The sequence below is a fragment of the Streptomyces morookaense genome (assembly GCF_013030945.1).
In the GTDB taxonomy this organism is placed as follows: domain Bacteria; phylum Actinomycetota; class Actinomycetes; order Streptomycetales; family Streptomycetaceae; genus Streptomyces; species Streptomyces morookaensis.
The window spans coordinates 110,511-137,129 of the sequence record NZ_JABBXF010000010.1 but is presented as its reverse complement, the minus strand read 5'-3'; the positions used below and the strand labels follow the sequence as shown (position 1 = coordinate 137,129).

Sequence of the window (26,619 nt, the reverse complement as noted above, 5' to 3'; positions counted from 1 at the left end):
GTCAGGCCTTTCCGGCGAACTCCAGTGCGCCCGGGCCGAGGGGCGGCACCAGCCCCTCGGCCGCCGCGCGGGTCAGCAGCCCGCGCACCGCGGCATAACCTGCCTCCCCGAGTCCGGCGGTGAATTCGTTGACGTAGAGCCCGATGTGCTGCTCCGTCACCGCCGGGTCCATCTCCTGCGCGTGCGCGAGCACATACGGCCGGGAGGCCTCCGGGTCGTCCCAGGCCATGAGCACGGAGGCCTTGGCGGCGTCCGCCAGCCGCCGCAGCATCTCCTCGCCCAGCGAGCGCTTGGCGATGATCGCGCCGAGCGGGATGGGCAGGCCGGTGGTGTCCTCCCAGTGTTTGCCCATGTCGGCGAGGCAGCTCAGCCCGTAGTCCGGGTACGTGAAGCGGGCCTCGTGGATCACCAGGCCCGCGTCCACCTTGCCGTCGCGCACCGCGGGCATGATCTCGTGGAACGGCAGCACGACGACCTCGCCGACGCCGCCCGGCACCTCGGCGGCCGCCCACAGGCGGAACAGCAGATACGCGGTCGAGCGCTCGCTCGGCACCGCCACCGTCTTCCCCGCCAGGTCCGCGGGCTTCCCGGGCTCCCGGGTGAGCACCAGCGGGCCGCAGCCACGGCCCAGCGCACCGCCGCAGGGCAGCAGCGCGTACTCGTCCAGCACCCAGGGCAGGACCGCGTAGGACACCTTCAGCACATCGAGCTCGCCGCGCTCGGCCATGCCGTTCGTGACGTCGATGTCCGCGAAGGTGACGTCCAGGGCGGGCGCCCCGGGGACGCGGCCGTGGGCCCACGCGTCGAAGACGAACGTGTCGTTGGGGCAGGGCGAGTACGCGATGCGGATCGGGTCGGTCATCTCGCTCATGGGGAGACGGTCCCTTCCTGGAGGACGGCCGGAAGCCGGTCGAACGGGAACGCCCGGAAGGCGTCCGTGAGCGCGGCCAGCGCGTCCCCGATGCGCCAGGCGGCACGGTCGCGCGGGCCGACGGGGTTGGAGACCGCGCGGATCTCCAGGGCGGGCACGCCGTGCGCGGCCGCCGCCTCGGCGACGCCGAAGCCCTCCATGGCCTCGGCCAGCGCCCGCGGATGGCGGTCCGTCAGCCCGGCGGCCCGCTCGGCGGACCCGGTCACGGTCGACACGGTCAGCACGGCACCGCGCGCGGCACCCGTCGCGCCGGCCACGGCGGCCACCAGGGCCGCCGGCGGCGTGTGTTCGACGGCACCGAACCCCAGCTCGGTGACGGGCACGAAACCGTCGGGGGTCTCCGCGCCCAGGTCGGCCGCCACGATCGCCTCGGAGACGACGAGGGACGCCACCGGCGCCCCCGGTGCGAAGCCGCCGCCGATCCCGGCCGAGACCACCAGGCCGTACGGACGCCCGGCGGCCGCGGCGGCGGCCAGCGCGGACCCGGCCGCGGCGGCGGCCGCGGCGGGGCCGACCCCGGCCGCCAGCACGTCGACGGCCGCGGACGGGGCGTCCGCCCGGCGCAGCACCGCACCCGGCACGGAGACCTCCACGGGCTCCGCCGCCAGGGCACGGACGACCGCGTCCGCCTCGGCGGCCACGGCGGTGACGACCAGAACGCGCATGGGACGGATCGTCAGGAGGTCTTCTCGAGCGTGAAGTTCCAGATGCCCAGGGCCTTGCCGGAGCTCGCCTCGACAATGCTGACCTGGGTGTTCTTCACCATGGCGCCCTGGCCGGAGGAGAAGAAGGCGCTGGCCGGGATGGTCCGGAAGGTCTTCTTGTTCGGCTCCTGCTCGGCCGGCTGGCCGTTGATGAAGAGCGTCCAGCCCTCGTCGGCGATCTTCGGGTCGACGCCGAAGCGGACCTTGTCCTCCATGGACGCCTTGACGGTCTTGCCCTCGGACTTGAAGCAGGCGGGCAGCTTGTCGTTGGCGATCGCGTCGCCGCCCTCGTAGCAGGCGGCCTCGGACGTCACGGTGGTGGAACCGACGGTCACCGTCGCCAGCGGCGTCGGCTTGTCGCAGGCGGAGAGGGCGACGAGCCCGAGGGCCACGACGCCCGCAGCGGCAGCGGCGCGGCGGCGCCTTCCCTGGAAAATGGCAGCGGTCATGGGGGGCAGGCTATCGGGCCCTCCCGGTCAGGCCACGCGCGGGTGCGGCGAGCCGCGCCGGGCCGCCGTCAGCAGGCCCCGGACGGCTGTGGCGGCGCCCAGGGCCAGGAAGGCGGACGCGACCGACATGCCCACCACGCCGTTGAGCGGCAGCAGGATCCCGATGCCGCCGCCCACCACCCAGCACATCTGCAACAGCGTCTCGGAGCGGGCGAAGGCGGAGGTGCGCACCTGCTCCGGCACGTCCCGCTGGATCAGCGAGTCCAGCGACTGCTTGCCCAGCGCCTGCGAGATCCCGGCCACGGCGGCCACGGCCACCACGAAGAGCGGGTTGTAGAGTACGGCCGTCGCCACCGTCATGCCCAGCGCGGCCGTCAGCACCGCGGCGATCGTCTTCTCCGGGCCGCGCGAGCGCAGCAGCGCCCCGATGGCCGTCCCCAGGGCGTTGCCCGCGCCCGCCGCCACCCCCACGATGCCCAGCGAGACGGCAGGGCCCAGCCCGCCCAGCGGGTGGACGCGCAGCAGGAACGCCAGGAAGAACGTGAGGAACCCGGACAGCATCCGCAGGGCCCCGTTGGCCTGCAGCCCGTGCAGCACGGAGCTGCCGACCGTGCGCAGCCCCGGCTTCGTCCGCCGCGTCGTACGGCGCTGGTGGTCGGGCGAGGCGAGCATGGCCCGGGCCTCGCCCTTCGCGGAGTCGACCTTGGGCGGGAGCGAGAGCGAGAGGTAGGTGCCGCCCGCGAAGACGACGCACGCCCCGTACAGCGGCCAGGCCGGGCCCATCATGTGCAGCCCCGCGCCGAGCGGGGCCGCCAGGCCCGTGGCCAGCAGGCCCCCGAGGGTGACCCGGGAGTTCGCCTTGACGAGCGAGATCCGCGGCGGCAGCAGCCGGGGCACCACGGCCGACCGCACCACCCCGTACGCCTTGGACGCCACCAGCACGCCCAGCGCCGCCGGATACAGCTCCAGTCCGCCGCTCGCCACGGCGCCGGACATCATCAGGGCCAGGACGGCACGCGTCAGCATCGCGCCCGCCATCGCCGCCCGGCGGCCGTGCGGGAGCCGGTCCAGCAGCGGCCCGATCACCGGGGCCAGCAGGGTGAACGGCGCCATCGTGACCGCCAGGTACAGGGCGACCCGCCCGCGGGCCTGGTCCGTGGGCACCGAGAAGAACACCGTGGACGCCAGGGCCACCGTGATGAGCATGTCGCCCGCGGAGTTGACCGCGTGCAGCTCGATCAGCTTGGCGAGGCCCGACTCGCCCGCGCCGTGCGCGTGCGTGGCCTTCCGGACGCCCCGCACGGCCCCGGCGACCGGTCGGCGCAGCGCCCGGCCCGCGTCCCGGACCGTACGGCGGATGCCTGCCACCACGCCATACTGCCCCAACCGGAACCGGGTACGGCGCTTTCCGCCCGCCTGCGGGGCGTACCGGACGCCGAAGGGGGCGCTCGGTGGAGCCCGGGTATCCCCGGAGCGGCTTTGCGGGGTAGCGTGCACAGCGCGCCGTCGCCGGCCGCTTGGTTGGCCGCACTACGGGCCCTGATCCCGCAGAATGGGTAGGACCAGGTGCGCTCGAACCGATCGGGCGCGGACGTCGACGCGGTCCCCCGGTCCGCTCCGTCCGCCGCCCCGTTCGTCCGGCAGGCGCACTCGTGAGACGGCGTGGAAGAGAGAATCGATTCTTGTGAGTGCTGCGATGCGAAGCCGTACCCCGGACCGCCTGTGCGCCGAGGCGGTCGAACTCGCCCGGGAGGCCGCCGAGGAGGCCGCGCGCCCGGGGAAGGTCGGCGAGCACGTCGAGGCCCTCGCCGACGGGGACCGGGTCGTCACGCACTACTTCGCCTGTGAGGACCCCGGCTACCGCGGCTGGCGCTGGGCCGTCACCGTCGCCCGCGCCTCCCGCGCCAAGGCCGTCACCGTCGACGAGACGGTGCTGCTGCCCGGCCCCGACGCCCTCCTCGCCCCCGAATGGGTGCCGTGGAGCGAGCGCCTGCGCCCCGGCGACATGGGCCCCGGCGACCTGCTGCCCACCGACGCGGAGGACCTGCGCCTGGAGCCGGGCTGGACCGGCGAGGACGTGCCGCCGCCGAACTCCGCCGTTTCCCGGGAGATGACCGAGCTGGTCGACGCGGAGGACGCCGAGGTCTCCGCCGGGCCGCCGTCCGCGCAGCCGACCGCGCCCGCGCGCGGCTCGATCGCCTCCCTGGCCGAGGAGCTCGGCATGCGCCGGGCCCGCGTCCTGTCCCGCTACGGGCTGCACACCGCGGCCGACCGCTGGGACGAGTCCCACGGTGCGAAGACCCCGATGGCGCAGGCGGCGCCCGCGTCCTGTGTCAGCTGCGGCTTCCTGATCCCCATCGGCGGCTCGCTCGGCCAGGCGTTCGGCATCTGCGGCAACGAGTTCGGTCCGGCGGACGGCCATGTGGTGTCCCTGTCCTACGGCTGCGGCGGGCACTCCGAGGCGGCCGTCATGCCGAAGCCGCCGCGGCCGGCGCCGCCGGTCATCGACGAGACGCTCGTCGATCTCATGCCGTTGCGGCCGGAGGCCGCGGGGGGCGAGGAAGACCTCGGGCACTCCTGACGCGGTTCTTCGGCCGCGGGCCGTCGGCGGCTTGTCGCGCAGTTCCCCGCGCCCCTGACGGGGCGCGGTATCAGTCGGCTCAGCAGCTAGGAGACCACCAACGTGACCGACGCCGACCTCTTCGGGACCGGACGTCTGCGGCGCGGAGTGCTGGACGCGTGGGTCGCGTCCCCCGCGCGGTTCCGGGAGGACGCCAACGCCGAGGAGGACCTCGTCCTCGGCGGCTACCGCGACCGGCTCGTGGTGGAGCTCGCCCAGAACGCCGCCGACGCCGCCGCCCGGGCCGGCGTCCCCGGCCGCCTGCGCCTGACGCTGCGCGCCGGCGGACCGGGCGGGCGGCCGGTCCTGGCCGCGGCCAACACCGGTGCCCCGCTCGACGCAGCAGGCGTCGAGTCCCTCTCCACGCTGCGCGCCTCCGCCAAGCGGGACGACGCGGAGCTCGCCGGGACCGTCGGCCGGTTCGGCGTCGGCTTCTCCGCCGTCCTCTCCGTCACCGACGAACCCGCCGTCATCAGCCGTACCGGCGGCGTCCGCTGGTCCCTGTCGGAGGCGCGCGACCTGGCCGTGGCCGCCGCCGGGGACACCCCCGGGCTCGCCGAGGAGATCCGCCGCCGCGACGGCCACGTCCCCCTGCTGCGCCTGCCGCTGCCCGCCGAGGGCGCCGCACCCGAGGGCTACGACACGGTCGTGGTCATGCCGCTGCGCGACGGTGCCGCGGAGGACCTCGCCGCGCGGCTGCTGAGCGACGTCGACGACGCGCTCCTGCTCGCCCTGCCCGGTCTGGCCGAGGTCGCCGTGGAGACCCAGGACGGGCGGATCCGCACCCTGACGCGCGGTCAGGACGGCCCGTACGTACTGATCGAGGACTCGGACCGCGGCGCGGCCACCCGCTGGCGCGTGGAGCACACCGGGGGCCGGCTGGACGCGGCCCTCCTCGCGGACCGCCCCGTCGAGGAACGCCTGCGCCCCGCCTGGTCGCTGACCTGGGCCGTCCCGGCCGGCCCGGACGGCGCTCCGGTCCGTCCCGGCACGGCGCCCGTGCTGCACGCCCCGACCCCCACCGACGAGCCGCTGGGCCTGCCCGCGCTGCTGATCGCCACCTTCCCGCTGGAGCCCACCCGCCGCCGCACGGCCCCCGGCCCGCTCACGGACTTCCTCACCGAGCGCGCCGCCGAGACGTACGCGGCGCTGCTGGCCGACTGGCACCCCGTCTCCGCCGGCACCCTCGACCTCGTCCCGTCGCCGCTCGCGGCGAGCCCGCTGGACGCCGAGCTGCGCCGCCGGATCCTGGACCGGCTGCCCCGCGTGGCGTTCCTGCCGAGCGCGGGCACGGCCCGGGAGCCGGAGGAGGGGGATACCGGGGATACCGGGAAGACCGCTGAGGAGCCGCACGCCCTGCGGCCCGTGGAGGCCGAGATCGCCGAGGGCGCGGGCGCCGGGACCGTCGCCGTCCTGGGCGAACTGTTCCCCAGCCTGCTGCCCGCGGGCCTGGAGCGCCGCCAGGAGCTGCGCGCGCTCGGCGTGGCCCGCGTCCCGCTCGGCGAGGTCGTCGACCGGCTGGCCGGCGTGGAGCGCGACCCGGAGTGGTGGTGGCGGCTCTACGACAGCCTCGCCGGCGTCGACCCGGACCGGCTCACGGGCCTGCCCGTCCCGCTCGCTGGGGGGACCTCCCAGGCCGAAGGCTCTGGGGGAGGACGCACCGCCGTCGGTCCCCGTCAGGTCCTGCTGCCCCTCGCGGACGAGACGGGGTCGCAGCGCCTGTCCCGGCTCGGCCTCAAGGTCGTCCACCCCGACGCGGCCCACCCGCTGCTGGAGAAGCTGGGCGCGACCCCGGCGTCGCCCCGCGCCATCTTGACGACGCCTCAGCTCCGGGCGGCGGTCGCGGCCTCCCTGGACGCGGAGGAGATCTGGGACGACGAGGCGCTCGACCCCGACGCGCTGATCGAGACCGTCCTCACCCTCGTCCGCGACGCGGACCTCGCCCCCGGCGACGAGCCCTGGCTCGCCGCCCTCGCCCTCCCCGACGAGGACGGCGAACTGGCACCGGCAGGCGAACTCGTCCTCCCCGGCAGCCCGTTCGAGCAGGTCATCCGCCCCGGCGAACTCGCCGCATGCGACGCCGAGCTGGCCGAACGCTGGGGCGAACAGCCCCTCACGGCCGTCGGCGTGCTGGCCACTTTCGCGCTCGTACGCGCGACGGACGTCGTCCTCGACCCCGACGAACTGGAGCCCCGCGACGGCGACTTCGCCGAACCGGACGACGTGGGCCTGCTCGACGCCGTCGACGTGTGGTGCGAGGACGTGCTCGACCGCCTCCCCGACACCCCCGTGCCGCCCGTCGCCACCGAGATCGTGGCCGTGCGCGACCTCGACCTCGTCGACGACGACGCCTGGCCGCAGGCCCTGGCCCTGCTCGCACAGCCCCCGCTGCGGGACGCGCTGACGGCCCCCGTACGCGTCCTGCTGCCCGACGGAACGACCGAGTCCGTACGCCCGTACACGGCGTGGTGGCTGCGCGGCCACCCCGTCCTGGACGGCCGCCGCCCCGCCGGCCTGCGCGCGGCAGGCGGCGACCCGCTGCTGGCGGGCCTGTACGAGGCCGCGGACGCGGCGGGCCTGGCCGACGAGCAGGTGCTGCGCGCGCTGGGCGTGCGCACGTCGGTGGCGTCCCTGCTGGACGAACCGGGCGGCGCGGCGGAACTCCTCTCCCGCCTGGCGGACCCGGAGCGCGAGGTGAGCGCGTCCCAACTGCACGGCCTGTACGGCGCGTTGGCGGCGATGGACCCGGAGGAGGTCACCCTCCCCGACGAACTGCGCGCCGTCGTCGACGGCGAAGTCCGCGTCGTGGACGCGGCGGAGGCACTGGTCGCGGACGCCCCCGACCTGCTCCCCCTGGCGTCCGGGCACGCCCTGCTCCCGGTCCCGCCGGCCTGGGCGGCGGAGCTGGCGGACCTGCTCCAGGTGCGCCGCCTCGGCGAGTTCGTCGTGGCGACGGCGGACGCGGACGCGGGCGAGCCCCGCGAGGTCCCGGAGGGCCTGCGGCTGCTGCTGCCGGGCGCCCCGGCGACGTACGTGGAGCACGAGGAGCTGGTGGTCGACGGGGTCGAACTGGACTGGCGCCTGGGCCCGGACGGCATCCTCCACGCGTCCACCCTGGAGGGCGTGGCGGCGGGCCTGGCCTGGTCGGCGGGCGCATGGTCCCGCCGCTTCGAGGTGGCGGCACTGCTGGAGGACCCGGACCGGGGGGAGGAGCTGGGGCGGCTGCGGTGGTTCGAGTAGGGGGCTATGACAGCTCCCGCCGAGAGTCACCCTTGCGCAGTGAGTTCGGCCGTTCGGGCTGAAACGGGCTGGTCGTCGAGCAGGATCCGCGGTAGCGAGGTGGGTACGGGCGACGGGCCCGTTCCCCTCGGGCACCGGGGAGGTGGGGTGCGGTGACGGACGAGACGTCCCAGCCGCCGCTCGGCCGGCGGTACGTCGGGAACCAGATCAAGCTGTGGCGGACCGGCGCCGGCTTCACACGGGAAGAGCTGGCCAAGGAGGCCGGCTCGGCAGCCGCTTCTGCAGAAGTCGGCAACATCATTCAACTTCATCACCCAGGAAGCCGTGTTGCGCCACCAGATCGGGGGCCCCGAGGCGCACCGGTGACAGCTGCGGCACCTGCTGGAGGGGGGGGGGCTGTCGACCGCCTCGCCATATGCCCCACCGCTCCGCCAGCCCAAATCCTCACGCCACGCCGCGTCAAGTGAGGATTTGTGCCACCCCAGCGGCGGCTCACGCCGGCCAGCGGCGGCTCACCCATCGCCACGCGAGCTCCAGCACACCGGCCGCCGCCACCGCGATCCCCACGGCGGCCCACGGCATCGTGTCCCCTACCAGCCGCAGTGCGAAGAAACGCTGCAGCCACGGCGTCAGGAGCACGATCAGGAAGCCTGCGCCCATGGCCAGGACCAGGGCGACGCGCCACCACGTGTACGGGCGCGCGATGATCGCGAGGACCCACAGGGAGACGAGGAAGAGCGTGAGCGTCGCCGCGCTCGTCTCCGCCGCCAACGCCCCGTCCTGGCCCGCGTAATGGGCGCGGGCCAGCACGTACGCGACGAACGTCGCCGTTCCCGCGATCAGGCCCGACGGGATCGCGTACCGCATCACCCGGCGCACGAAGTGCGGCTTCGCGCGTTCCTTGTTGGGCGCCAGTGCCAGGAAGAACGCCGGGACGCCGATCGTCAGTGTGGAGAGCAGTGTCAGGTGCCTGGGGAGGAAGGGGTACGGGACCCTCGTGCAGACCACCAGGATCGCCAGCAGCACCGAGTAGACCGTTTTCGTCAGGAACAGGGTTGCCACGCGTGTGATGTTGCCGATGACCCTGCGGCCCTCCGCCACCACGGACGGCAGGGTCGCGAAGCTGTTGTTCAGCAGCACGATCTGGGCCACGGCCCGCGTCGCCTCCGAGCCCGAGCCCATCGACACGCCGATGTCGGCGTCCTTGAGGGCGAGGACGTCGTTGACGCCGTCGCCCGTCATGGCCACCGTGTGGCCGCGCGACTGCAGGGCGCCCACCATGTCGCGTTTCTGCTGCGGGGTGACGCGGCCGAACACCGCGCCCCGGTCGAGGACTTCGGCCATCGCCTCGCGCTCGGCGGGCAGCCGTCGCGCGTCCACCGGTGCGTCGGCGCCCGGCAGTGCCAGCTTGGCGGCGACGGCGCCGACGGAGACCGCGTTGTCGCCGGAGATGACCTTCGCGGCGACGTTCTGCTCCGCGAAGTAGCGCAGTGTGTCGGCCGCGTCGGAGCGCAGCCGCTGTTCCAGGACGACCAGGGCGGTGGGGTGGGCCCCCTGGGCCACCTGGGGGTCGTCCAGCTCCCTTGCCGCGCGGGCCAGCAGGAGGACCCGTAGCCCCTGGGCGTTGAGCTGTTCGATCTCCGTGAGCGCCGTGTCGCCCTCGGGGAGCAGCACGTCGGGGGCGCCCAGCAGCCAGTTGCCGCTCTCCGCGCCGGGGCCGTCGAGGGCCGCGCCGCTGTACTTGCGGGCGGAGGAAAAGGGCAGTGCGGCGGTGCAGCGCCAGCCGGAGCCGTCGGGGTAGGCGTCGATGATGGCCTGGAGGCTGGCGTTGGGGCGCGGGTCGGACTCGCCCAGGGCGCCGAGGACCTGGCGCACATAGGTCTCGTCGGCGCGGGCGCCGGGCAGCACGCGCAGTTCGCTGACGTCCATGCCGCCCTCGGTGAGGGTGCCGGTCTTGTCCAGGCAGACGGTGTCGACGCGGGCGAGCCCCTCGATCGCGGGCAGCTCCTGGACGAGGCACTGCTGCCTGCCGAGCCGGATGACGCCGATGGCGAAGGCGACGGACGTCAGCAGGACGAGGCCCTCGGGGACCATGGGGACGATGCCGGCCACCATGCGGCGCACGGCCTCGCGCCAGTCGTGGCCCTGCACCACGAGCTGGCTGATGATGAGGCCGAGGGCGGCCGGGACCATCATCCAGGTCACGAACTTGAGGATCTGGCTGATGCCGGTGCGCAGTTCGGAGTGGACGAGCGTGAAGCGGGAGGCCTCCTCGGCGAGTTGTGCGGCGTAGGCCTGGCGCCCGACCTTGGTCGCGGTGAAGGCACCGTTCCCGGCGACGACGAAGGAGCCGGACATGACGGGGTCGCCGGGCCGTTTCAGCACGGGGTCGGCCTCGCCGGTCAGCAGCGACTCGTCGATCTCCAGCCCGTCGGCCTCGGCGACCTCGCCGTCCACGACGCACTTGTCGCCCGGGCCCAGTTCGATGAGGTCGCCGAGGACGATCTGGCCCGTGTGGACCGCGACGGGCGCGCCGTCACGGCGCACGGTGGGCCGGACCTCGCCGATGAGGGCGAGGGAGTCCAGGGTCTTCTTGGCGCGCAGCTCCTGGAAGATGCCGATCGCGGTGTTGGCGACGATCACGAACCCGAAGAGACCGTCCTGGATCGGTCCGACCACCAGGATGATCAGGAAGAGCACGCCGATGATCGCGTTGAACCGGGTGAAGACGTTGGCGCGGACGATGTCCGCCGTCGAGCGCGAGGAGCGGACGGGCACGTCGTTGACCTCGCCCCGGGCGACGCGCTCGGCGACCTCGCGGGCGGTGAGGCCGGGAGCGGGGGTCCTGGTGTGAACCGGATCGCTCATGGATCCGACGGTACGGGCGGACGGGCCCGTTCACCTGCTGGAGCGGTCGCTCAGCCCTGCGCGGCCCGGTGCCGCTTGATCGCGGCGTCCCGCTTGCGGACGTACCAGATGCCGATGAGGCCGAGCCCGCCGCCCGCCAGGCACGTCCACAGCCACCACAGGTGTCCGTGGTCCCGGAACCAGCCGTAGAAGGGCAGCTGTACGAGGAAGAGGACGAACCACAGGATCGTGCCGCCGGTGATCGTGCCGACGACCGGGCCCTCCAGGGGCTCGGGCGCTTCGTGCCGGGGAGTCCACTTCGTCATGGCGTTCAGCCTATGCGCTCCGCCGGAAACGGGGTTCTGCGGGTGCGGGTCCGCTGTGGCCGGTCGCGCAGTTCCTCCCCCAGCCACCGCTGGGGTATCCCCAGCGCCCCTTGCGGGGCGCTGAGCACGGGATTCGCCATCCAGGCTTTGTTTGTTCATACTGAATAAGCCCGGATTTGATTGAGTGGTTTTGTTTGATCCTCCAATCGTGATCCTTTTCTTTCTGTCCCGGCCCTCCCCGGCCCGAACGACTGAGGTCCATGCATGACCACCTCGGCCAGCCCTGCGGTCGCCCCGTCCCAGATATCCACCGGCCCGGCCGGTGACCCTGCCCCCGAGCCGCGGAACGCCCTCGACCGGTACTTCCGGATCACCGAGCGCGGCTCCAGCGTCTCCCGTGAACTCCGCGGCGGTCTGGCCACGTTCTTTGCGATGGCCTACATAGTCGTGCTGAACCCGATCATCCTCGGGGCTGGTCACGACAAGTTCGGTCACCAGCTGGACAACGCCCAACTCGTCACCGCCACCGCCCTGATGGCCGGGCTCTCCACGGTCCTCATGGGCGTGATCGGCAATGTGCCGATCGCCTGCGCCGCGGGCCTCGGCATCAACGCCGTCGTCTCGCTCCAGCTCGCCCCCAAGATGAGCTGGCCCGACGCCATGGGCATGGTCGTGCTGGCCGGTCTGGTGCTGATGCTGCTGGTGGCCTCGGGGCTGCGGCAGCGGGTGATGGACGCGATCCCGGGCGGGCTGCGCCGCGCGATCGCCATCGGCATCGGCCTGTTCATCTCGCTGATCGGCCTGGTCGACTCCGGCTTCGTCTCCCGCAACCCGGACGCCGCGCACACCACCGTCCCGCTCTCGCTCGGCCAGGGTGGTCAGCTGCACGGCTGGCCGGTGCTGGTCTTCGTGCTCGGGCTCGCGCTCACCTTCGTCCTCGTCGTCCGCAAGGTGCGCGGCGCGATCCTCATCGGCATCGTCGCCATGACCGTCCTCGCGATCGTCGTCAACGCGGCCGCCGGGCTGCCGGACACCGCGTGGGGCCTGAGCGTGCCGAAGATGCCGTCGCACATCGTCGGGGCGCCCGACTTCGGGCTCATCGGCCACATCAGCCTCTTCGGCGGCTTCCGCGAGGTCGGGCTGCTGACCGGCTGCCTCTTCGTCTTCACGGTGCTGCTGTCCGGCTTCTTCGACGCGATGGGCACGATCATCGGCGTCGGCGAGGAGGCCGGGCTGATGGACGAGAAGGGCCAGCTGCCGAACATGGGCCGGATCCTCATGGTCGACGGCATCGCCGTCGCGGCCGGCGGCCTCGGCTCGTCCTCGGCGAACACCTGCTTCGTGGAGTCCACGGCCGGCGTCGGCGAGGGCGCCCGCACGGGCCTGGCCAACCTGATGACCGGCGGCCTGTTCCTGCTGGCCCTGGTCTTCACCCCGCTCGCCACCGTGGTGCCCTCGCAGGCGGCGACCCCGGCCCTGCTGGTCGTCGGCTTCCTGATCATGGCGTCCAACGTCCGGGAGATCGACTGGAGCGACTTCACCATCGCGATCCCGGCGTTCCTGACGGTCATCTCCATGCCGTTCACGTACTCGATCACCAACGGGATCGGGATCGGCGTCCTCGCCTTCATCCTGCTGCGGATCGCCGACCGGCGGGCGCGGGAGATCCCCTGGCTGCTGAACGCGGTCGGGCTGTGCTTCCTCGTGTACTTCATGCTCGACCCGATCGAGCAGGCGCTGGGCGTGAAGTAGTCAAGCCGCGCTCAGCAGCGTACGAGGCCGCGACGGGCGGCCGGGCCGCGTGCCCGGCCGCCCATGTGCTTTCCTCCTGCACCGGTGCGCCCTTCGTGCCCCACTTTCCTTAGTCCAGGTAATGAGTTAATCTAATGAACATGCCGGATTCATCCCGCACCAGCTCCGAGGACACGGCCGCCGTCAACGCACTGCGGTCGGGTGTCATGCGCCTTTCCCGGAGGCTCAAGCACCAGCGGGTCGACGAGTCGCTCAGTCCCACCGAGATGTCGGTGCTGGGCACCCTCGCCCGCTGCGGCTCCGCCACCCCGGGCGAGCTCGCCCGCAAGGAGCATGTACAGCCTCCGTCGATGACGCGCATCGTCGCGCTGCTGGAGGCCAAGGGCCTGGTCCGGCTGGAACCGCACCCCGAGGACCGCCGCCAGAAGGTGGTCCGGCAGACCGAACAGGCCGAGGCGATGCTCGAGGAGAGCCGGCGCAAGCGCAATGCCTGGCTCGCCGAACTGGCCGGAAAGCTCGACGAGGACGAGTGGGCGACGCTGCGCGCCGCCGCACCCGTCCTGGAGAAGCTCGCACACCTGTAGGGACCTCGGACCCGGCCGGGCCGGGGGCCTGCCGCACGACGCACGGAGTACGCCGCACGGAGAGAGAGGCGAACCCACCTTGAGTACGGGACCCGGAGCAGACTCCGCACCCGCACCGAACCGCCACGACGACGACACCCGCACCACCTCCCTGCAGGGCGAGGACGCATCCGCTGCGCCCGCCGCGCCTGTCGCGCCCGCCAAGGGGGGCACCTTCAGCTCACTGCGCATCCGCAACTACCGCCTCTACGCCGGGGGACAGGTCGTCTCCAACGCCGGCACGTGGATGCAGCGCATCGCCCAGGACTGGCTGGTCCTCGGCCTGACCGGCTCCTCCGCGGCCGTGGGCATCACCACGGCCCTGCAGTTCCTGCCCATGCTGCTGTTCGGGCTCTACGGCGGCGTCATCGCCGACCGGCTCCCCAAGCGGCGCCTGCTCGTCGTCACGCAGGCCGCGATGGGCGCCACCGGACTCGCCCTCGCCGTGCTGACGCTCTCCGGACATGTCCAGGTTTGGCATGTCTACCTCATCGCCTTCGTGCTGGGCGTGGTGACCGTCGTGGACAACCCCGCCCGTCAGGCCTTCGTCTCCGAGATGGTCGGTCCCGCCGACCTGCGCAACGCGGTCAGCCTCAACTCCGCCAACTTCCAGTCGGCCCGGCTCGTCGGCCCCGCCGTCGCCGGTGTGCTGATCACCGCCGTGGGCAGCGGCTGGGCGTTCCTGCTCAACGGGCTCTCCTTCGCCGCGCCCGTCGCCGCGCTGCTGATGATGCGCTCCTCGGAGCTGCACAAGGTCGAGCGCGCCCCGCGCGGCAAGGGCCAGTTGAGGGAGGGGCTGCGGCACGTCGCCGAACGGCCCGAACTGATCTGGCCGATCGTGCTGGTCGGCTTCATCGGCACCTTCGGCTTCAACTTCCCCATCTGGCTCACGGCGTTCGTCAACAACGTCTTCCACGCGGGAGCCGGGACGTACGGCCTGCTCAACACGCTCATGGCGGCAGGGTCGTTGGCGGGCGCGCTGCTCGCCGCGCGGCGCGGCAGCTCGCGGCAGCGGCTGCTGATCGGCGCGGCCGCGGCGTTCGGCGTGCTGGAGGTCGTGGCGGCGCTGGCGCCGGACTTCTGGGTCTTCGCCGTGCTGCTGGTCCCGATAGGGATGTTCGGCCTGACGATCAACGTCACCGCGAACTCGAGCATCCAGCTGGCCTCCGACCCTGCGCTGCGGGGCCGGGTCATGAGCCTCTTCATGATGGTCTTCATGGGCGGCACGCCGCTGGGCGCTCCGCTGGTGGGGTGGGTGACGGATGCGTACGGGCCGCGGGTCGGGTTCATCTCGGGCGGGGTGATCTCGCTGGCGGCTGCCGGTGGGGTGGGGTTTGCGCTCGCCCGTGCCGGGGGCTTGCGGCTGAGGGTGGACCTTCGGCCGGGGCGGCCGCATCTGACGTTCGTGCCCCGGCAGGCGGTGGCGCCGGAGGCGTTTGCCCGGTAGTTCGGGTGCGGGCCCGTTGTGGCTGGTCGCGCAGTTCCCCGCGCCCCTTACGGGGCGCCTGGCATCCGTGCCCCGTAGGGGCGCGGGGAACTGCGCGAGCAACCGAAGCCGACCCGCAGTCGAAGAACCGCGCCTCCAGGGGATCCGCGTCACACTGACACCATGCGTCTGTTCGTCGCCGTGACCCCACCCCCCTCCGCCGTCGCGGAACTGGCCGCCGCCGTGGCGCCGTTGCGTTCGTTGCCGGGGGCCGGGCGGCTGCGCTGGGCCGGGCCGGACACCTGGCACTTCACGCTCGCGTTTCTCGGCGAGGTCGACGAGGAGCGGCTGCCGGAGCTCGCCGAGCGGCTCGCCCGTGCCGCGCACCGGCATCCGCCGCACGAGCTGCGGTTCGCCGGCGGCGGGCGGTTCGGGGACCGGATCCTGTGGGCGGGGGTGCAGGGCGAGACGGACACCCTGCGCGGGCTGGCCCGCTCGGCCGCGGCGGGGGCACGCCGGGCCGGGGTGGCGGTCGACGACAGGCGCCCCTTCCACCCCCACCTCACCCTCGCCCGCTCGGCCACGGGCCGGGTGGCCCTGGCACCGTACGCGGCAGGGCTCGCCGACTTCCGGGGCACCCCGTGGACGGCGGGGCGCCTGGAACTGATCCGCAGCCGGCTGCCCGCCGGCGGCGTGCCCGGCGAGCGGCCTCGCTACGAGCTCGTCGAGGCCTGGGACCTGGGGCGATGACGGGTCGGCCGTCCGGCCGGTTACGCTCGTCGGGTGGACCCCAAGACCAGGAACCGGATCATGACCGGTGCGCTTGCCGTGATACTCGTCGTCGTCGCCGTGGTGGCAGCCGTGAAGTGACGGCGTCCGCGCCCCGTCAGGGGCGCGGGACGCTTACACCATGCGGCTCCGCCGCGCGGGCGCGACCAGCCACGACGAACCCGCACCCGATGTCACCAGGCGAACGCCTCCGGCGCCGGCCCCGGCCCGGGGAAGATCTCTTCGAGGGACGCCAGCAGCTCCTCGGGCAGGGTCAGTTCGACGGCCCGCAGCGCCGAGTCGAGTTGCTCCCCGGTTCGCGGCCCGATGATCGGCGCCGTGACCCCGGGCCGGGTCAGCAGCCACGCCAGCGCCACCTCGCCCGGCTCCAGCCCGTGCTTGTCGACCACGTCCTCGTAGGCCTGGATCCGCTCCCGGATCCCCGTCTTCGCCAGCGCGTCCGCCGACCTGCCGGTCTCCGCCGCCCTGCGGATCGCGCCGCCCAGCAGGCCGCCGCCGAGCGGTGACCAGGGGATGACCCCGAGCCCGTACGCCTCCGCCGCCGGGAGCACCTCCATCTCGGCGCGCCGCTCGGCGAGGTTGTACAGGCACTGCTCGCTGACCAGGCCGAGCGTGCTGCGGCGCCGGGCGGCCTCGTTGGCCTGGGCGATGTGCCAGCCGGCGTGGTTGGAGGAGCCGACGTAGAGGATCTTGCCCTGCTGGACGAGGACGTCCATGGCCTGCCAGATCTCGTCCCAGGGCGTGGCCCGGTCGACGTGGTGGAACTGGTAGAGGTCGATGTGGTCCGTCCGCAGCCGCTGCAGGCTGGCGTCGACGGCGCGCCGGATGTTGAGCGCGGAGAGCCGGTCCTCGTTGGGCCATGGCTCGCCCTCGGGCTGCATGCCGCCGAACACCTTGGTGGCCAGGACGACCCGGTCCCGCCGGTGGCCGCCGCGGGCGAACCAGGTGCCGATGATCTCCTCGGTGCGGCCCTTGTGGACGCCCCAGCCGTAGACGTTGGCGGTGTCGAAGAAGTTGACGCCCGCGTCGAGCGCGGCGTCCATGATGGTGTGGCTGTCGGCCTCGTCGGTGCGGGGCCCGAAGTTCATCGTGCCGAGAACGATCCGGCTGACCTTGAGTCCCGTACGTCCGAGCTGCGTGTACTCCATGGGCCCCTAGCCAACGCCCTTGCGTACGCTCGATTCAAGAGGCTGTCCGGGTGTGCACGTATGTGTGCACACCCGGATGGGCCGCTCATGGTCAGCGGTCGGACTCCCGCTCCACCGGTATCCACAGCTCGGCGTCGGCCCGGCCCTCGTGGAGGACCCGCACGCGCAGGATCTCCGGCCCCGGCCGGCTGCGGTACGGGTTCGACGGGAACCACTGGGTGAACACGTCCCGCCACAGGAACTGGAGTGCCTGCGGGAACGGGCCGGAGCTCTCGAAGACGGCCCAGGTGCCCGCCGGGACGGTGAGCGCCTCCAGGTCCTCCGGCACGTCGGCGCTGCTCACCACGCCGTGCCAGTAGTCGAGTTCGGTGCCCTCCGCACGGCTGGGGTCGAGGTCGTCGCTCACGGCGAGGATCCCCCCGGGCTCACCGTCGGACAGTGCCGTGATGCGCTGCACGGTCTCCTGCCCCAGCCCCTTGACGAACTCGGCGATGGCGGGGTTCACGCCCTGGTGCACGAGCGGGACCCGGGCCTTCCGCCCGACGATCCGGAACTCGTCCTTCTCCACGACTCGGTACTGCATGCTGCTGATCCCTTCGACGACGAGACGGAAGGACATCCGGGGCTGGGAACACAGGGCCGCACCGGTTCGCCGGGCCTCGCCCGGGCCGATGCCGTGCACGGCGCGGAACGCCCGCGCGAACGCCTCGCCCGAGGTGTAGCCGTAGCGCACGGCGACGTCGAGCAGGGTCCGTTCCCCGGCGAGCACCTCGGCACCGGCGACGGTGAGCCGCCTGCGCCGGATGTACTCGGACAGCGGGATCCCGGCCAGCGCGGAGAACATCCGGCGGAAGTGGTACTCCGACGTCACGGCGATACGGGCCAGTTCGGCCACGTCGATCTGCCGGTCGAGGTGCTCCTCGATGTGCTCCAGGGCCCGGTTCAGGTGCTCCAGCATGTCCCCGGTCCTCCTTCCTTCCTACGGTCGTTCACGCTACGGAGGACGCGTCCTGCCGGACCCGACATCCTGTGCCCGGAACGGTCGGGTCGGGCGGGGTCAGGCGGGGGCGTAGGGCCCGCCGATTCCCCAGGCCTGGTGCATCGCGTCCGCGAAGGCGGCGGCGAGGCGGTGTTCGCCGTGCGGACCGGGGTGGGTGCCGTCGTAGGTGTCGAGCGTGACGTCCCAGCCGGGCGGGGGAGAGGCGAGCAGCAGCGGCGACCCGGGCCGGTCGAGGTCGGCGACGGCCTTGGCGAGAAGCTCGTTGAAGTGCTCGCACTGCGCGGCGAAGGCCGGGTCGCCGAGGATGCGCACGTTGGGGAGCACGGGCAGCAGCACGGCCTGTACACGGGGATTGGCGGCGCGGGCCTCGGCGACGAAGCGGTGCACATTGCCGGCCGTCTGCTCGGGGTTCGTGTAGAAGCCGAGGTCTATGAGCCCGAGGGAGACGAACAGCGTGTCGGCCCGGTGCGTGCGCACGGCGTCCTGGATGAGGGGCGCCATATGACACCATCCCTCGCCCCACCCGGCGAGATGCGCCCGGTACCGCTCGGGAAATTCGGGCGCCCCGTAGGCGTGCGAGACGGCCGCGTCGGCGGCGGGCTCGTAGAGCGCACTCCGCGGCCCGACGATCCGGAACGGCCGGCCGTGGGTGGCGCACAGGTGCTGCCACATGCGGTACCGCCAGGTGAGGTCACCGGCGCTGCCGATGGTCATGGAGTCGCCGACGAACATGAAACGCATGGTGCATCCAAACACGGGGGCGGCTCCGCCGGGGCGTGGGGACTCCGGCCACGACGAACCCGCAGCCGCACGACCGCCGTACCCACTGGACGCGCCCCCTGCCAAGCGCTTCTCCGCTTCCGGCAGTTGCCGGTTCCGGAAGCCCTCTCAACCTTCCGGAGGCACCGGGCGTCCTCGTACCTTCTGAGCTGAGCGCTCCGGACCGCTGCTCTCGGGCCGGCCGGCCCGATCCACCGGGAAAGAGGAGGACACCATGAAGCAGGCCTACGAGCCCCCGATGCTCGTCGCGATGGGCGAATTCCGCGAGATCACCGGTCTCCTCGGGCTCAGGGGCAACGACGAGCTCGTCCTGGACAAGCACGTCTGACGGGACGAACGGCTGAGACGCCGAGGACTGCGATGTCCGAACCGAGCGTCATGCCGGGCCACGGCGAGTCGTGCTTCGCGGTCCTGCCGGACCGTGCCGCCGCGCTCGCCGTGGCTCCGCTCATGGGCGGCGCGAAAGCGCCACGGTTGTGCCACCCCTCGGGGCGGCCATGGCTGGTGGGGCGGTGGGCCGAGGGCGAGCTGGTGGCCGCGGCCGTCCGCGGCACCCGGCTCGTCGTGATCGGTGACCATGCGGTGGACGAGGCGTGGCTGGAGGCCGAGGCCGTGCGGCTGCGCGACACCGCCCGACTCGGCGCGCTGGCCGGGCGGTTGCCGGGCTGCTTCCATCTGGTGGCGCTGGTCGACGGGGTGACGCGGATCCAGGGTCCCGCTTCCGGCCTCCGCCTGGTGTTCCACACCCGCATACGCGGCATGGAGATCGCCGCCGACCGGGCCGACACCCTGGCGGCGCTCACCGGCGCGCAGGTCGACGAACGGCAGGTCGCGGCACGGCTGTTGTGGCCGATGCCGCATCCGCTGCCCGACCAGTGCCTCTGGCGCGGCGTCGAGTCCGTGCCGGCCGGCGAAGCGCTGGAGATCACGCCCGGCGGGCGCGACCACCGGCGGACGCGCTGGTGGACGCCGCCGGAGCCGGTGCGGCCGCTGGCCGCGCAGGCCGAGTCCATACGCGACGTCCTCGCCGAGGCCGTACAGGTGCGCACCGATGCGGGCGGCGTGGTCAGCTGCGATCTCTCCGGCGGCCTCGACTCCACCTCCATCACCTTCCTCGCCGCGCATGGCAAGGCCCGTGTCGTGGCCGGCACCCGGCCCGGCCGGGACCCCGGGGACGACGACCTGGCGTGGGCGCGGCTCGCCATGACCCACCTGCCCGACGTGGAGCACGTGGTCTGGTCGCCCGAGGCCAAGCCCTTCGTCTACCAGGACCTGTTGAGGATCGACGACGCGCTCGACGAGCCGACGATCGGGGTGATGGACCGGGCCCGGCTGGTCACCCGTTTCCCCGCCCTGCTCGCCCGCGGCAGCCGGCGTCATCTCACCGGCATCGGCGGTGATCACGTGGCCTGGTCGGCCGAGGCGCATTTCCATACGCTGCTGCGGCGCAAACCCCTTTTCGCGCTGCGGCAGTTGCGCGGGTTCCGCGCCCTGTGGACCTGGCCGCTGACCGGCATGGTGCGGGAACTCGCCGATGCGCGCCCGTACCGCCGGTATCTGCGGGACGCCGCCGGCGAGCTGGGGAGTGCCCGGCCCTCCGGGGTGGCCGGGGCCCTGGGCTGGGGCATGCCGCCGCGGCTCTTCCCCTGGGTGACGCCCGAGGCGCACCGGATGGTCCGGGAACTCCTCCGCGAGGCCGCCGGGTCCGCCGAGCCCATGGCCCCCACCCGCGGCGAGCACCTGGACATCTCGCAGATCAGGAGCACCACGCGGATCATCCGCCAGTGGGACTGGGCGTGCGTGCGGGAGGGCTTGCCGACCTCCCACCCGTACTTCGACGACCAGGTGATCGGGGAGTGCCTGGCGGTCCGCCCGGAGGACCGCGTATCGCCCTGGGAGTACAAGCCGCTGCTGGTGGCGGCGATGCGCGGGGTCGTCCCGGACGAGTGCCTGGCCCGTTCCACCAAGGCGCACGCGTCCCTGGACGCAGCCGAGGGGCTGCGCCGGCACCGTGGTGACCTGCTGGCGCTGTGGGGCGGGTCGAGGCTGGCCCGGATGGGGCTGGTCGACGCCGGACGGCTGCGTGACCTGGCGCTGCGGCCGGACACGCCCGAACTGCGCGAGTCCGTCCTCTACTCGACGATCGCGTGCGAGATCTGGCTGCGCACCCTCGACAACCGACCGTCCGCCGTACTGCCGACCGCCGGCACATCCTGAGCAGGAGGCTGGAACCGATGGCTCTGCACTTCCGATCCCACCTCTCCACCGTGGACACCGAATACGGCACGGTGCTGCTCGACGAGCGCACCGGTGCGTACTGGCAACTCAACCGCACCGGGGCCACGGTGATCCGAATATTGCTCGAAGGGCATGATCCGGAGGAGGCCGCGGAGGCGCTGATCACGACGTTCGACGTGGGCGCGGAGCAGGCGCGGAGCGACGTGGCCGCCCTGGTGGCCGCCCTCCACGAGGCCAGGCTGGTGACCTCGTGAGTTCGCCCGCGGCGCTGCTCCGCCCCGACCCGGTCCCCTGGCGGGCCAGGATGCTCGCGCGCGTCGCGGTGGTGGCCGCCCGGTTGCTGGCCCTGTTACCGCCGTACCGTCTCCGGTCTGTCCTGGGCGCATTGCGGCACGGTGCCCGTCCCGCCACGTACGCGCAGGCGAGCGCCGCGCGCAACGCCGTCCTCGCGGCCAGCCTGCGGTGCAGCGGCCCCAAGGGGTGCCTGCCGCGCTCCCTGGCGACGGTCCTGGTGTGCAGGGTGCGCGGCACCTGGCCGAGCTGGTGCGTGGGGGTGCGGGCGCTGCCGCCGCCCGGTGCGCACGCCTGGGTGGAGGCACAGGGCCGCCTCGTGGACGAATCGGTGCCCGCAGGCTATTTCCGTGCATTGTTCACGGTGCCCCCGGTGAAACCGGCAGCACCGGAAGTGTCTGCCGGTGACGTAGATCTGGCCCGGTCTCGGCTGTCCGCCGAATAGGTTCCGAGTGCTGTAGGTAGAACATCACGCACGGAGAACAGCTGCGATTCGGCAAGGACTTGACTTGTGGCGGTGTCGGAAGAATCTGTCGGAAACCTCCTCGATCATCTGCCCGACTTCCTCGAAATCCTCCTCGGCCCAGAGGCTCTCGAGTGCCGTCTCGCCGAACTGCTGGCCGGGGCGGAGCACGTGTCGAGCGTGCTGCCCTCGGCCCTCCGGAGCTCGCCGGCGGCCTGGGGCCGCCTTCTGGCCGCGCGCAAACACAGCCGGGTGCTCGTCGAGGGGAGCACGGCGCGGTGCCGGCCGGCGGTGCGGTGGCTCGACGAAGTCGCCCGGCACGGGCCCGAGATACGGGTCCATTGCGGTCTCCCCGCCGTACCGGCGCTCCCGATGTTCGTCTTCGACGGGCGGTACTCGGTGGTGCCGATGGACCGGTCCGGCGCCCGCGGCGCGGCCCTGTTGTGCAAAGGGGCGCTGGCGACGGCGCACCGCACGCTGTTCGAGGCCCTGTGGGCCTGCTCGCTGCCCCAGGAGACGGGGAGGACGGGGGCGGCCGGGCTCTCCTTGAGGGAGTTGGGGATCACCACCCTGCTGCTGGCGGGAGCCACCGACGAGCAGGCCGCGACCCGCACCGGGGTGAGCGCACGGACGGTGCGCACCGTCGTCGCCCGGCTCCAGCGGCGCTTCGGCACCAACTCCCGTATGGCGCTGGGCTTCCGGCTGGCGGGCTCGGGCGCCTGCACCGGCCCCGCACAGGCGGTCGAGCCGGCCCGCCCGCCGACGGCCGGGGAGCCGCCGCACGGATCCTGCACCTGAGTGGTTCCGGGGCGCCCCGGCACTCGGCACACACCATCGCACCTGCACGGACGGACACCGGAACGGGGGGTACGGCATGAGCGGGCTGCTCGGCCGGATACGGCGGAAGGCGACGGCGCCTCCGGCGGCGCCGCGCACGGCGGACGACGAACTCTTCGGCGGCCGCCGGGTGCTGGACCGCGGATTCGCGCGGCACGAACAGGCCGGCCTGCAGATGTCGTTCCTGGCCATGGCCCGCAGAATTCCGCACCTCGTCGCCCGGACCGCCGGCCTGGCCTGGTCGGTGGACCGTACGGCCCTGTGCACGGTCGCCGCGGCGGAGGCCGGCCAGGGGCTCGGCGCCGCCTTCGGACTGCTCGCCACCAACCGCGTGCTGGTCCGGCTGTTCGCCGCCGCGCCCACGGCACAGCGGGTCGAGGCCGCGCTTCCGTCCCTGGCGTGGGTCGCCGCCGCCAGCGCCCTGGTCGCGGTGCTGCGCGAGATCTCCAAGGCCGCCACCGGACGGCTGGAACCGAAGGTCGAGCGGGCGGCCGCGGTGCAGCTGCTCCGGCCGGTGATCGGGGCGGAGCTGGCGGCCATCGAGGACCCGGAGTTCCGGCGGCTGCTGGACTCCGCGCAGTACGGCACCGATGCCGCGCGGCGGATGGTCCACCTCAACGTCGCCGTCGTCAACGCACTGATCTCCCTGGCCTCGGCCGCGGGCGTCCTGGCCGTGCTCCACCCCGTCCTGCTGCCGATGCTCGTACTGATCGCCCTCCCCAAGGGCTGCGGTGCCGTCCGCTCGGCCCGGCGCAGGTACCGCAGCATCCAGGCCTGGCTGGAGCACCTCCGCAAACGCCACCAGCTCGCCGGCCTGCTCATCGAGCAGCACACCGCCACCGAGATACGGGTGCACGCCGTGGGGCCCTATCTGCTCCGCCACTTCGAGGCGATGTCGCAGGAGGGCGAGGACGAGCAGGCCCGCCTGGCCCGCGCCGAGGCCGCCACCGGCCTGGCCGCCGGCGCCGGGTCCGGCATCGCGACCGCCGCCACCTTCGTCGTGCTGGGCGTGCTCCTCACGACGGGCATGATTCCGCTGGCGGTCGCCGGGACCGCGGTCATCGCGATCCGGACCAGCACCCTTCAACTCGGCTCGTTCGTCGGCCAGGTCAACCAGCTCTACGAGGAATCCCTCTTCTACACCGACCTCGAACGGGCCGTCGTCCGTGCCGTCGAACGGGCCATCCCCCGCGACGGAAGCGACGTCGGCAAACCCCCGGACGAAATCCGCCTGGAGAACGTGACGTTCACCTACCCGGACCGGTCCGCGCCCGCGGTCGACGACGTGTCCCTGACCGTCCGCCGGGGCCAGATCATCGCCCTCGTCGGCGAGAACGGATCCGGCAAGACCACGCTCAGCAAGCTGCTCGCCGGGCTGTACATGCCGGACAAGGGGCGGATCACGTGGGACGGCACCGACATCACGGATCTGGACCGCAGCAGCCTCTTCGCGCATGTCACCCTGATCGCCCAGGACTTCATGCGCTGGCCGTTCACCGCGCGCACCAACATCCTCGTCGGCAGGCCGGACGTCGGACCGGACCCCGGCCGGATCGACCGGGCCGCCGCCTATGCGGAGGCCGACGCGGTGATCGCCGAACTCCCCAAGGGACTCGACACCTTGCTGGACCGCAACTACAGCGAGGGCGTCAATCTCTCCGGGGGCCAGTGGCAGCACTTCGCCCTGGCCCGGGCGAAGTTCCGGGAAGGCTCCGTCATCATCGCCGACGAGCCGACCGCCGCACTCGACGCCCGCTCCGAGATCGCCGCCTTCGCCCGTATCCGCGAACTCGCGGCGGACGGCTGCACCGTCATCCTGATCAGTCACCGCATGGCGTCGTGCCGCCACGCCGACACCATCTACGTGCTCCATCACGGCCGCCTGGCGGAACAGGGCACGCACGCCGCCCTCCTGGCCCGTCCCGGTTCCCTGTACGCCTCGTACTACAACCTGCAGGCGGACCAGTTCGCCCCGTGACCGGTCGGCGGCTCAGTCGACGTACAGCTTGCCCGGGTGCGGGTAGTTGTTCCACCGGCTCTGCAGCTCGCGGATGTCGTGCGGGCTGAGCTTGATGCAGCCGTTGGACGTGTAGGTGCCCGTCCACCGGTACGGGCCGCTGCCCTGGGCGCCGCCGGGGAGCATCCTGCTGTGGATGAACAGTTCGGTGCGCCACTTGCCGGTGTGGCACTTGTGGTTGCCGATGTCCCATGCGATGCCGTTGACGCCGTGCGGGCCGCCGTCGTGGTGCGGGTAGTAGGTGCCGATGGTGTAGGTGCCGTCGGGCAGCCAGCCCCGGTTCGTCGCGCAGGTGTCCTTGCTGCCGTTGCCGGATCCCGCGCGCCAGCTGTCGAGGACGGTGGTGCGGGTGCGGTCCCCGCTGGTCCGCTGGACCTGGACGAAGCGCAGGCGCGAGTTCAGCGGGTCGGATCCCTTCTTGAACTCCAGGTAGGTGTAACTGCTGCCCGCTGCCTGCGGGGTGGCGTTCGCGGCGGTGGGTGCCGACCCGGACGTGACGGCCGCGACCGCCAGGACCGCGAGTACCCCCGGCTTGCTCCGCAGAGTGCGCATGACGGTGCTTCCCCCTGATGTCGTTGTCGTGCCCCCGGGCGTTACGGATCCGAGCCTCACTCCGCTCCCGTCCAGCCGGTCCAGCGCGTGACCTCGACGGCCACCACCTGGCCCTCCGGCGGATGTGCCGCGTACTGCGGGTACTTCCGCTGCAGGAGACCGACCGGGCCGCCGCACTGGTCGCGGTCGGTCCAGATCTCGGCGTGCCCGTCGGCCCGCGCCCACCACAGCGCGGTCCAGTCGTCGGCGTAGTGGTCGACCAGGACGCTGACTTGGGGGTTCTGCCGGATGTTGCGCAGGCGGCGCAGGGGCTGTGAACTCTTCGGCTTGTCGTCGACCGCGAAGTACAGCACGTCCTGCCCGAGCGCGAAGGTGATGGGGACGATGTGCGGCCTGCCCGTCGGGTCCGACGTGGCCAGCCGGGCCACCCGTGCCTGTTTGAAGAGCTTCCGGGCCTGTGCCGGTTCCAGTCGCATGATGCCGACCGTATCCTCACCGAGCGGAATCCTCACGGAGGGCGGAGGTGTGACGGCATGGCCGGGCTGTACCCGCCGATCGAGCCGTACGACTCGGGCATGCTCGACGTCGGCGACGGCAACCTCGTGTACTGGGAGGTCTGCGGCAACCCGGGCGGCACCCCCGCCCTCGCCGTCCACGGCGGCCCCGGTTCCGGGTGCACGCCACGGACCCGGCAGTACTTCGACCCCGCCCGCTACCGTGTCGTCCTCTTCGACCAGCGCGGCTGCGGCCGCAGCACCCCGCATGCGAGCGATCCCGCGAAGGCGTCCCTGCTCCACAACACCACGCATCACCTGATCGCCGACATGGAGCGGCTGCGCGAGCACCTCGGCATCGACTCCTGGCTGCTGTACGGGGGTTCGTGGGGATCGACGCTGATCCTGGCCTACGCGGAGCGGCACCCGGACCGGGTCACCGGGATCGTCATCCCGGATGTGACGACGACGCGGCGCTCGGAGACGGAGTGGCTCTACGGCGGCGTCGGCCGGTACTTCCCGGAGGAGTGGGAACGGTTCCGGGCGGGGTCCGGCACGGTGGACGGCGGTGTGCCCGGCATCCTCGGCGCGTACTCCCGCCTCATGGAGGACCCGGACCCGGCGGTGCGGGAGCGGGCCGCCGCCGACTGGTGCGCCTGGGAGGACACGGTGCTCTCCCGGGAGCCGGCCGGCGTCCGCGGTTTCTACGGCGGCCGGCCGTCCGCGGCCCGCCAGGCCCTCGTCCGCATCTGCGCGCACTACTTCTCGCACGGCGTCTGGCTGGAGGAGGGCGCGCTGCTCCGCGACGCGGGTCGCCTTGCCGGCATCCCGGGGGTACTGATCCACGGCCGCCTCGACCTCGGCGGTCCGCTGGTGACGGCGTGGGAACTCGCCCGCGCCTGGCCGGACGCGGAGTTGACGGTCGTCGAGGACGCGGGGCACTTGGGCAGCGCCACGATGCGGGGCCATGTGCTGGCGGCGCTGGACGGCTTCGCCGGCCCTTAGGGGCCCGTAGGGCCCCGTAAGGGGCGCGGGGCTGTGTCGATATGCGGCTCCGCCGCGTGGGCGCGAGCAGAGGCGCCCCGTCAGGGG

25 protein-coding genes are annotated in these 26,619 nt (G+C 73.0%); 14 read left to right on the top strand and 11 right to left on the bottom strand.

Features of this window, described 5'->3' with window-relative positions; genetic code table 11:
* Position 1: 1 nt before the first annotated feature.
* From HG542_RS06190 to HG542_RS06175, 4 genes are read right to left on the bottom strand one after another with little or no spacing between them, the layout of a single operon-like run.
* Positions 2-862 (bottom strand): 1,4-dihydroxy-6-naphtoate synthase, encoded by an 861-nt coding sequence (locus tag HG542_RS06190; RefSeq protein WP_171079141.1) that lies wholly within the window; start codon positions 860-862, stop codon positions 2-4.
* Positions 863-867: 5 nt separating this feature from the next.
* On the bottom strand, positions 868-1,596 hold the full coding sequence (locus tag HG542_RS06185; RefSeq protein WP_171079034.1) for a futalosine hydrolase: 729 nt from the start codon (positions 1,594-1,596) through the stop codon (positions 868-870).
* 11 nt (positions 1,597-1,607) lie between these two features.
* A complete protein-coding gene (locus HG542_RS06180) occupies positions 1,608-2,084 on the bottom strand; it encodes a DUF2771 domain-containing protein (RefSeq protein ID WP_171079033.1) in 477 nt (158 codons plus the stop codon).
* A gap of 27 nt (positions 2,085-2,111) precedes the next feature.
* Entirely contained in the window at positions 2,112-3,455 is a 1,344-nt protein-coding gene (locus HG542_RS06175; protein ID WP_373313106.1) for an MFS transporter, read from the bottom strand.
* Between the two features lie 325 nt (positions 3,456-3,780).
* On the opposite strand from HG542_RS06175, the gene HG542_RS06170 reads away from it, so the two are divergent.
* The 3 genes from HG542_RS06170 (at position 3,781) to HG542_RS36015 (ending at position 8,310) form a co-directional block, all read left to right on the top strand.
* Positions 3,781-4,665, top strand: a complete 885-nt coding sequence (locus HG542_RS06170) for a DUF3027 domain-containing protein (RefSeq protein ID WP_171079031.1) — start codon at positions 3,781-3,783, stop codon at positions 4,663-4,665.
* Positions 4,666-4,767: 102 nt separating this feature from the next.
* A complete protein-coding gene (locus tag HG542_RS06165) occupies positions 4,768-7,944 on the top strand; it encodes a sacsin N-terminal ATP-binding-like domain-containing protein (RefSeq protein WP_171079030.1) in 3,177 nt (1,058 codons plus the stop codon).
* Positions 7,945-8,223: 279 nt separating this feature from the next.
* Positions 8,224-8,310: a hypothetical protein gene (locus HG542_RS36015; RefSeq protein WP_368857181.1), complete on the top strand. Its 87-nt coding sequence runs from the start codon at positions 8,224-8,226 to the stop codon at positions 8,308-8,310.
* 126 nt (positions 8,311-8,436) lie between these two features.
* Here HG542_RS36015 and HG542_RS06160 read toward each other — a convergent pair whose 3' ends face one another.
* Positions 8,437-10,812: an HAD-IC family P-type ATPase gene (locus HG542_RS06160; protein ID WP_171079029.1), complete on the bottom strand. Its 2,376-nt coding sequence runs from the start codon at positions 10,810-10,812 to the stop codon at positions 8,437-8,439.
* Positions 10,813-10,862: 50 nt separating this feature from the next.
* Positions 10,863-11,117: a DUF2530 domain-containing protein gene (locus HG542_RS06155; protein ID WP_171079028.1), complete on the bottom strand. Its 255-nt coding sequence runs from the start codon at positions 11,115-11,117 to the stop codon at positions 10,863-10,865.
* Positions 11,118-11,381: 264 nt separating this feature from the next.
* Between HG542_RS06155 and HG542_RS06150 the strand changes: the two genes are divergently transcribed.
* The 4 genes from HG542_RS06150 (at position 11,382) to thpR (ending at position 15,668) form a co-directional block, all read left to right on the top strand.
* Positions 11,382-12,869, top strand: a complete 1,488-nt coding sequence (locus HG542_RS06150; RefSeq protein WP_171079027.1) for an NCS2 family permease — start codon at positions 11,382-11,384, stop codon at positions 12,867-12,869.
* 134 nt (positions 12,870-13,003) lie between these two features.
* Positions 13,004-13,453 (top strand): MarR family winged helix-turn-helix transcriptional regulator, encoded by a 450-nt coding sequence (locus HG542_RS06145; RefSeq protein ID WP_373313105.1) that lies wholly within the window; start codon positions 13,004-13,006, stop codon positions 13,451-13,453.
* A gap of 79 nt (positions 13,454-13,532) precedes the next feature.
* Positions 13,533-14,939 carry an MFS transporter gene (locus HG542_RS06140; protein ID WP_171079025.1) on the top strand — a complete coding sequence of 469 codons (1,407 nt, stop codon included), beginning with the start codon at positions 13,533-13,535 and terminating at the stop codon, positions 14,937-14,939.
* Positions 14,940-15,101: 162 nt separating this feature from the next.
* Positions 15,102-15,668 (top strand): RNA 2',3'-cyclic phosphodiesterase, encoded by a 567-nt coding sequence (gene thpR / locus HG542_RS06135; RefSeq protein ID WP_171079024.1) that lies wholly within the window; start codon positions 15,102-15,104, stop codon positions 15,666-15,668.
* Between the two features lie 212 nt (positions 15,669-15,880).
* Here the strand turns inward: thpR and HG542_RS06130 are convergent, their stop codons facing one another.
* The 3 genes from HG542_RS06130 to HG542_RS06120 form a co-directional block, all read right to left on the bottom strand.
* Entirely contained in the window at positions 15,881-16,855 is a 975-nt protein-coding gene (locus tag HG542_RS06130) for an aldo/keto reductase (protein ID WP_171079023.1), read from the bottom strand.
* 91 nt (positions 16,856-16,946) lie between these two features.
* Positions 16,947-17,813 carry an AraC family transcriptional regulator gene (locus HG542_RS06125; RefSeq protein WP_171079022.1) on the bottom strand — a complete coding sequence of 289 codons (867 nt, stop codon included), beginning with the start codon at positions 17,811-17,813 and terminating at the stop codon, positions 16,947-16,949.
* A 99-nt stretch (positions 17,814-17,912) separates the two neighbouring features.
* Positions 17,913-18,587 (bottom strand): GDSL-type esterase/lipase family protein, encoded by a 675-nt coding sequence (locus HG542_RS06120; RefSeq protein ID WP_171079021.1) that lies wholly within the window; start codon positions 18,585-18,587, stop codon positions 17,913-17,915.
* 262 nt (positions 18,588-18,849) lie between these two features.
* Between HG542_RS06120 and HG542_RS06115 the strand changes: the two genes are divergently transcribed.
* The 6 genes from HG542_RS06115 to HG542_RS06090 all read left to right on the top strand — a co-directional run bounded on the left by HG542_RS06115 (position 18,850) and on the right by HG542_RS06090 (position 24,442).
* Positions 18,850-18,963, top strand: coding sequence for a keywimysin-related RiPP (locus HG542_RS06115; RefSeq protein ID WP_171079020.1), 114 nt, complete (start codon positions 18,850-18,852; stop codon positions 18,961-18,963).
* A gap of 32 nt (positions 18,964-18,995) precedes the next feature.
* Positions 18,996-20,852 carry an asparagine synthase-related protein gene (locus HG542_RS06110; protein ID WP_171079019.1) on the top strand — a complete coding sequence of 619 codons (1,857 nt, stop codon included), beginning with the start codon at positions 18,996-18,998 and terminating at the stop codon, positions 20,850-20,852.
* A gap of 17 nt (positions 20,853-20,869) precedes the next feature.
* On the top strand, positions 20,870-21,127 hold the full coding sequence (locus HG542_RS06105; protein ID WP_171079018.1) for a lasso peptide biosynthesis PqqD family chaperone: 258 nt from the start codon (positions 20,870-20,872) through the stop codon (positions 21,125-21,127).
* On the top strand, positions 21,124-21,609 hold the full coding sequence (locus HG542_RS06100; protein WP_171079017.1) for a lasso peptide biosynthesis B2 protein: 486 nt from the start codon (positions 21,124-21,126) through the stop codon (positions 21,607-21,609). Before HG542_RS06105 ends, HG542_RS06100 begins: the two co-directional genes overlap by 4 nt.
* Positions 21,610-21,681: 72 nt before the next feature.
* Positions 21,682-22,425 (top strand): helix-turn-helix transcriptional regulator, encoded by a 744-nt coding sequence (locus HG542_RS35915; protein ID WP_171079016.1) that lies wholly within the window; start codon positions 21,682-21,684, stop codon positions 22,423-22,425.
* A 76-nt stretch (positions 22,426-22,501) separates the two neighbouring features.
* The gene (locus HG542_RS06090; RefSeq protein WP_171079015.1) at positions 22,502-24,442 is read left to right on the top strand and encodes an ABC transporter ATP-binding protein; all 1,941 of its coding nucleotides are present in this window, start codon (positions 22,502-22,504) and stop codon (positions 24,440-24,442) included.
* Positions 24,443-24,454: 12 nt separating this feature from the next.
* On the opposite strand, the gene HG542_RS06085 is transcribed toward HG542_RS06090, so the two are convergent.
* Together HG542_RS06085 and HG542_RS06080 are read right to left on the bottom strand one after the other, a co-directional pair.
* Positions 24,455-25,033: a L,D-transpeptidase family protein gene (locus tag HG542_RS06085; RefSeq protein WP_171079014.1), complete on the bottom strand. Its 579-nt coding sequence runs from the start codon at positions 25,031-25,033 to the stop codon at positions 24,455-24,457.
* A 56-nt stretch (positions 25,034-25,089) separates the two neighbouring features.
* On the bottom strand, positions 25,090-25,509 hold the full coding sequence (locus tag HG542_RS06080) for a TIGR03668 family PPOX class F420-dependent oxidoreductase (RefSeq protein ID WP_171079013.1): 420 nt from the start codon (positions 25,507-25,509) through the stop codon (positions 25,090-25,092).
* Positions 25,510-25,566: 57 nt separating this feature from the next.
* Here HG542_RS06080 and pip point away from each other — a divergent pair, with 57 nt between their 5' ends.
* Entirely contained in the window at positions 25,567-26,532 is a 966-nt protein-coding gene (gene pip / locus HG542_RS06075; RefSeq protein ID WP_171079012.1) for a prolyl aminopeptidase, read from the top strand.
* The last annotated feature ends 87 nt before the right edge of the window (positions 26,533-26,619 follow it).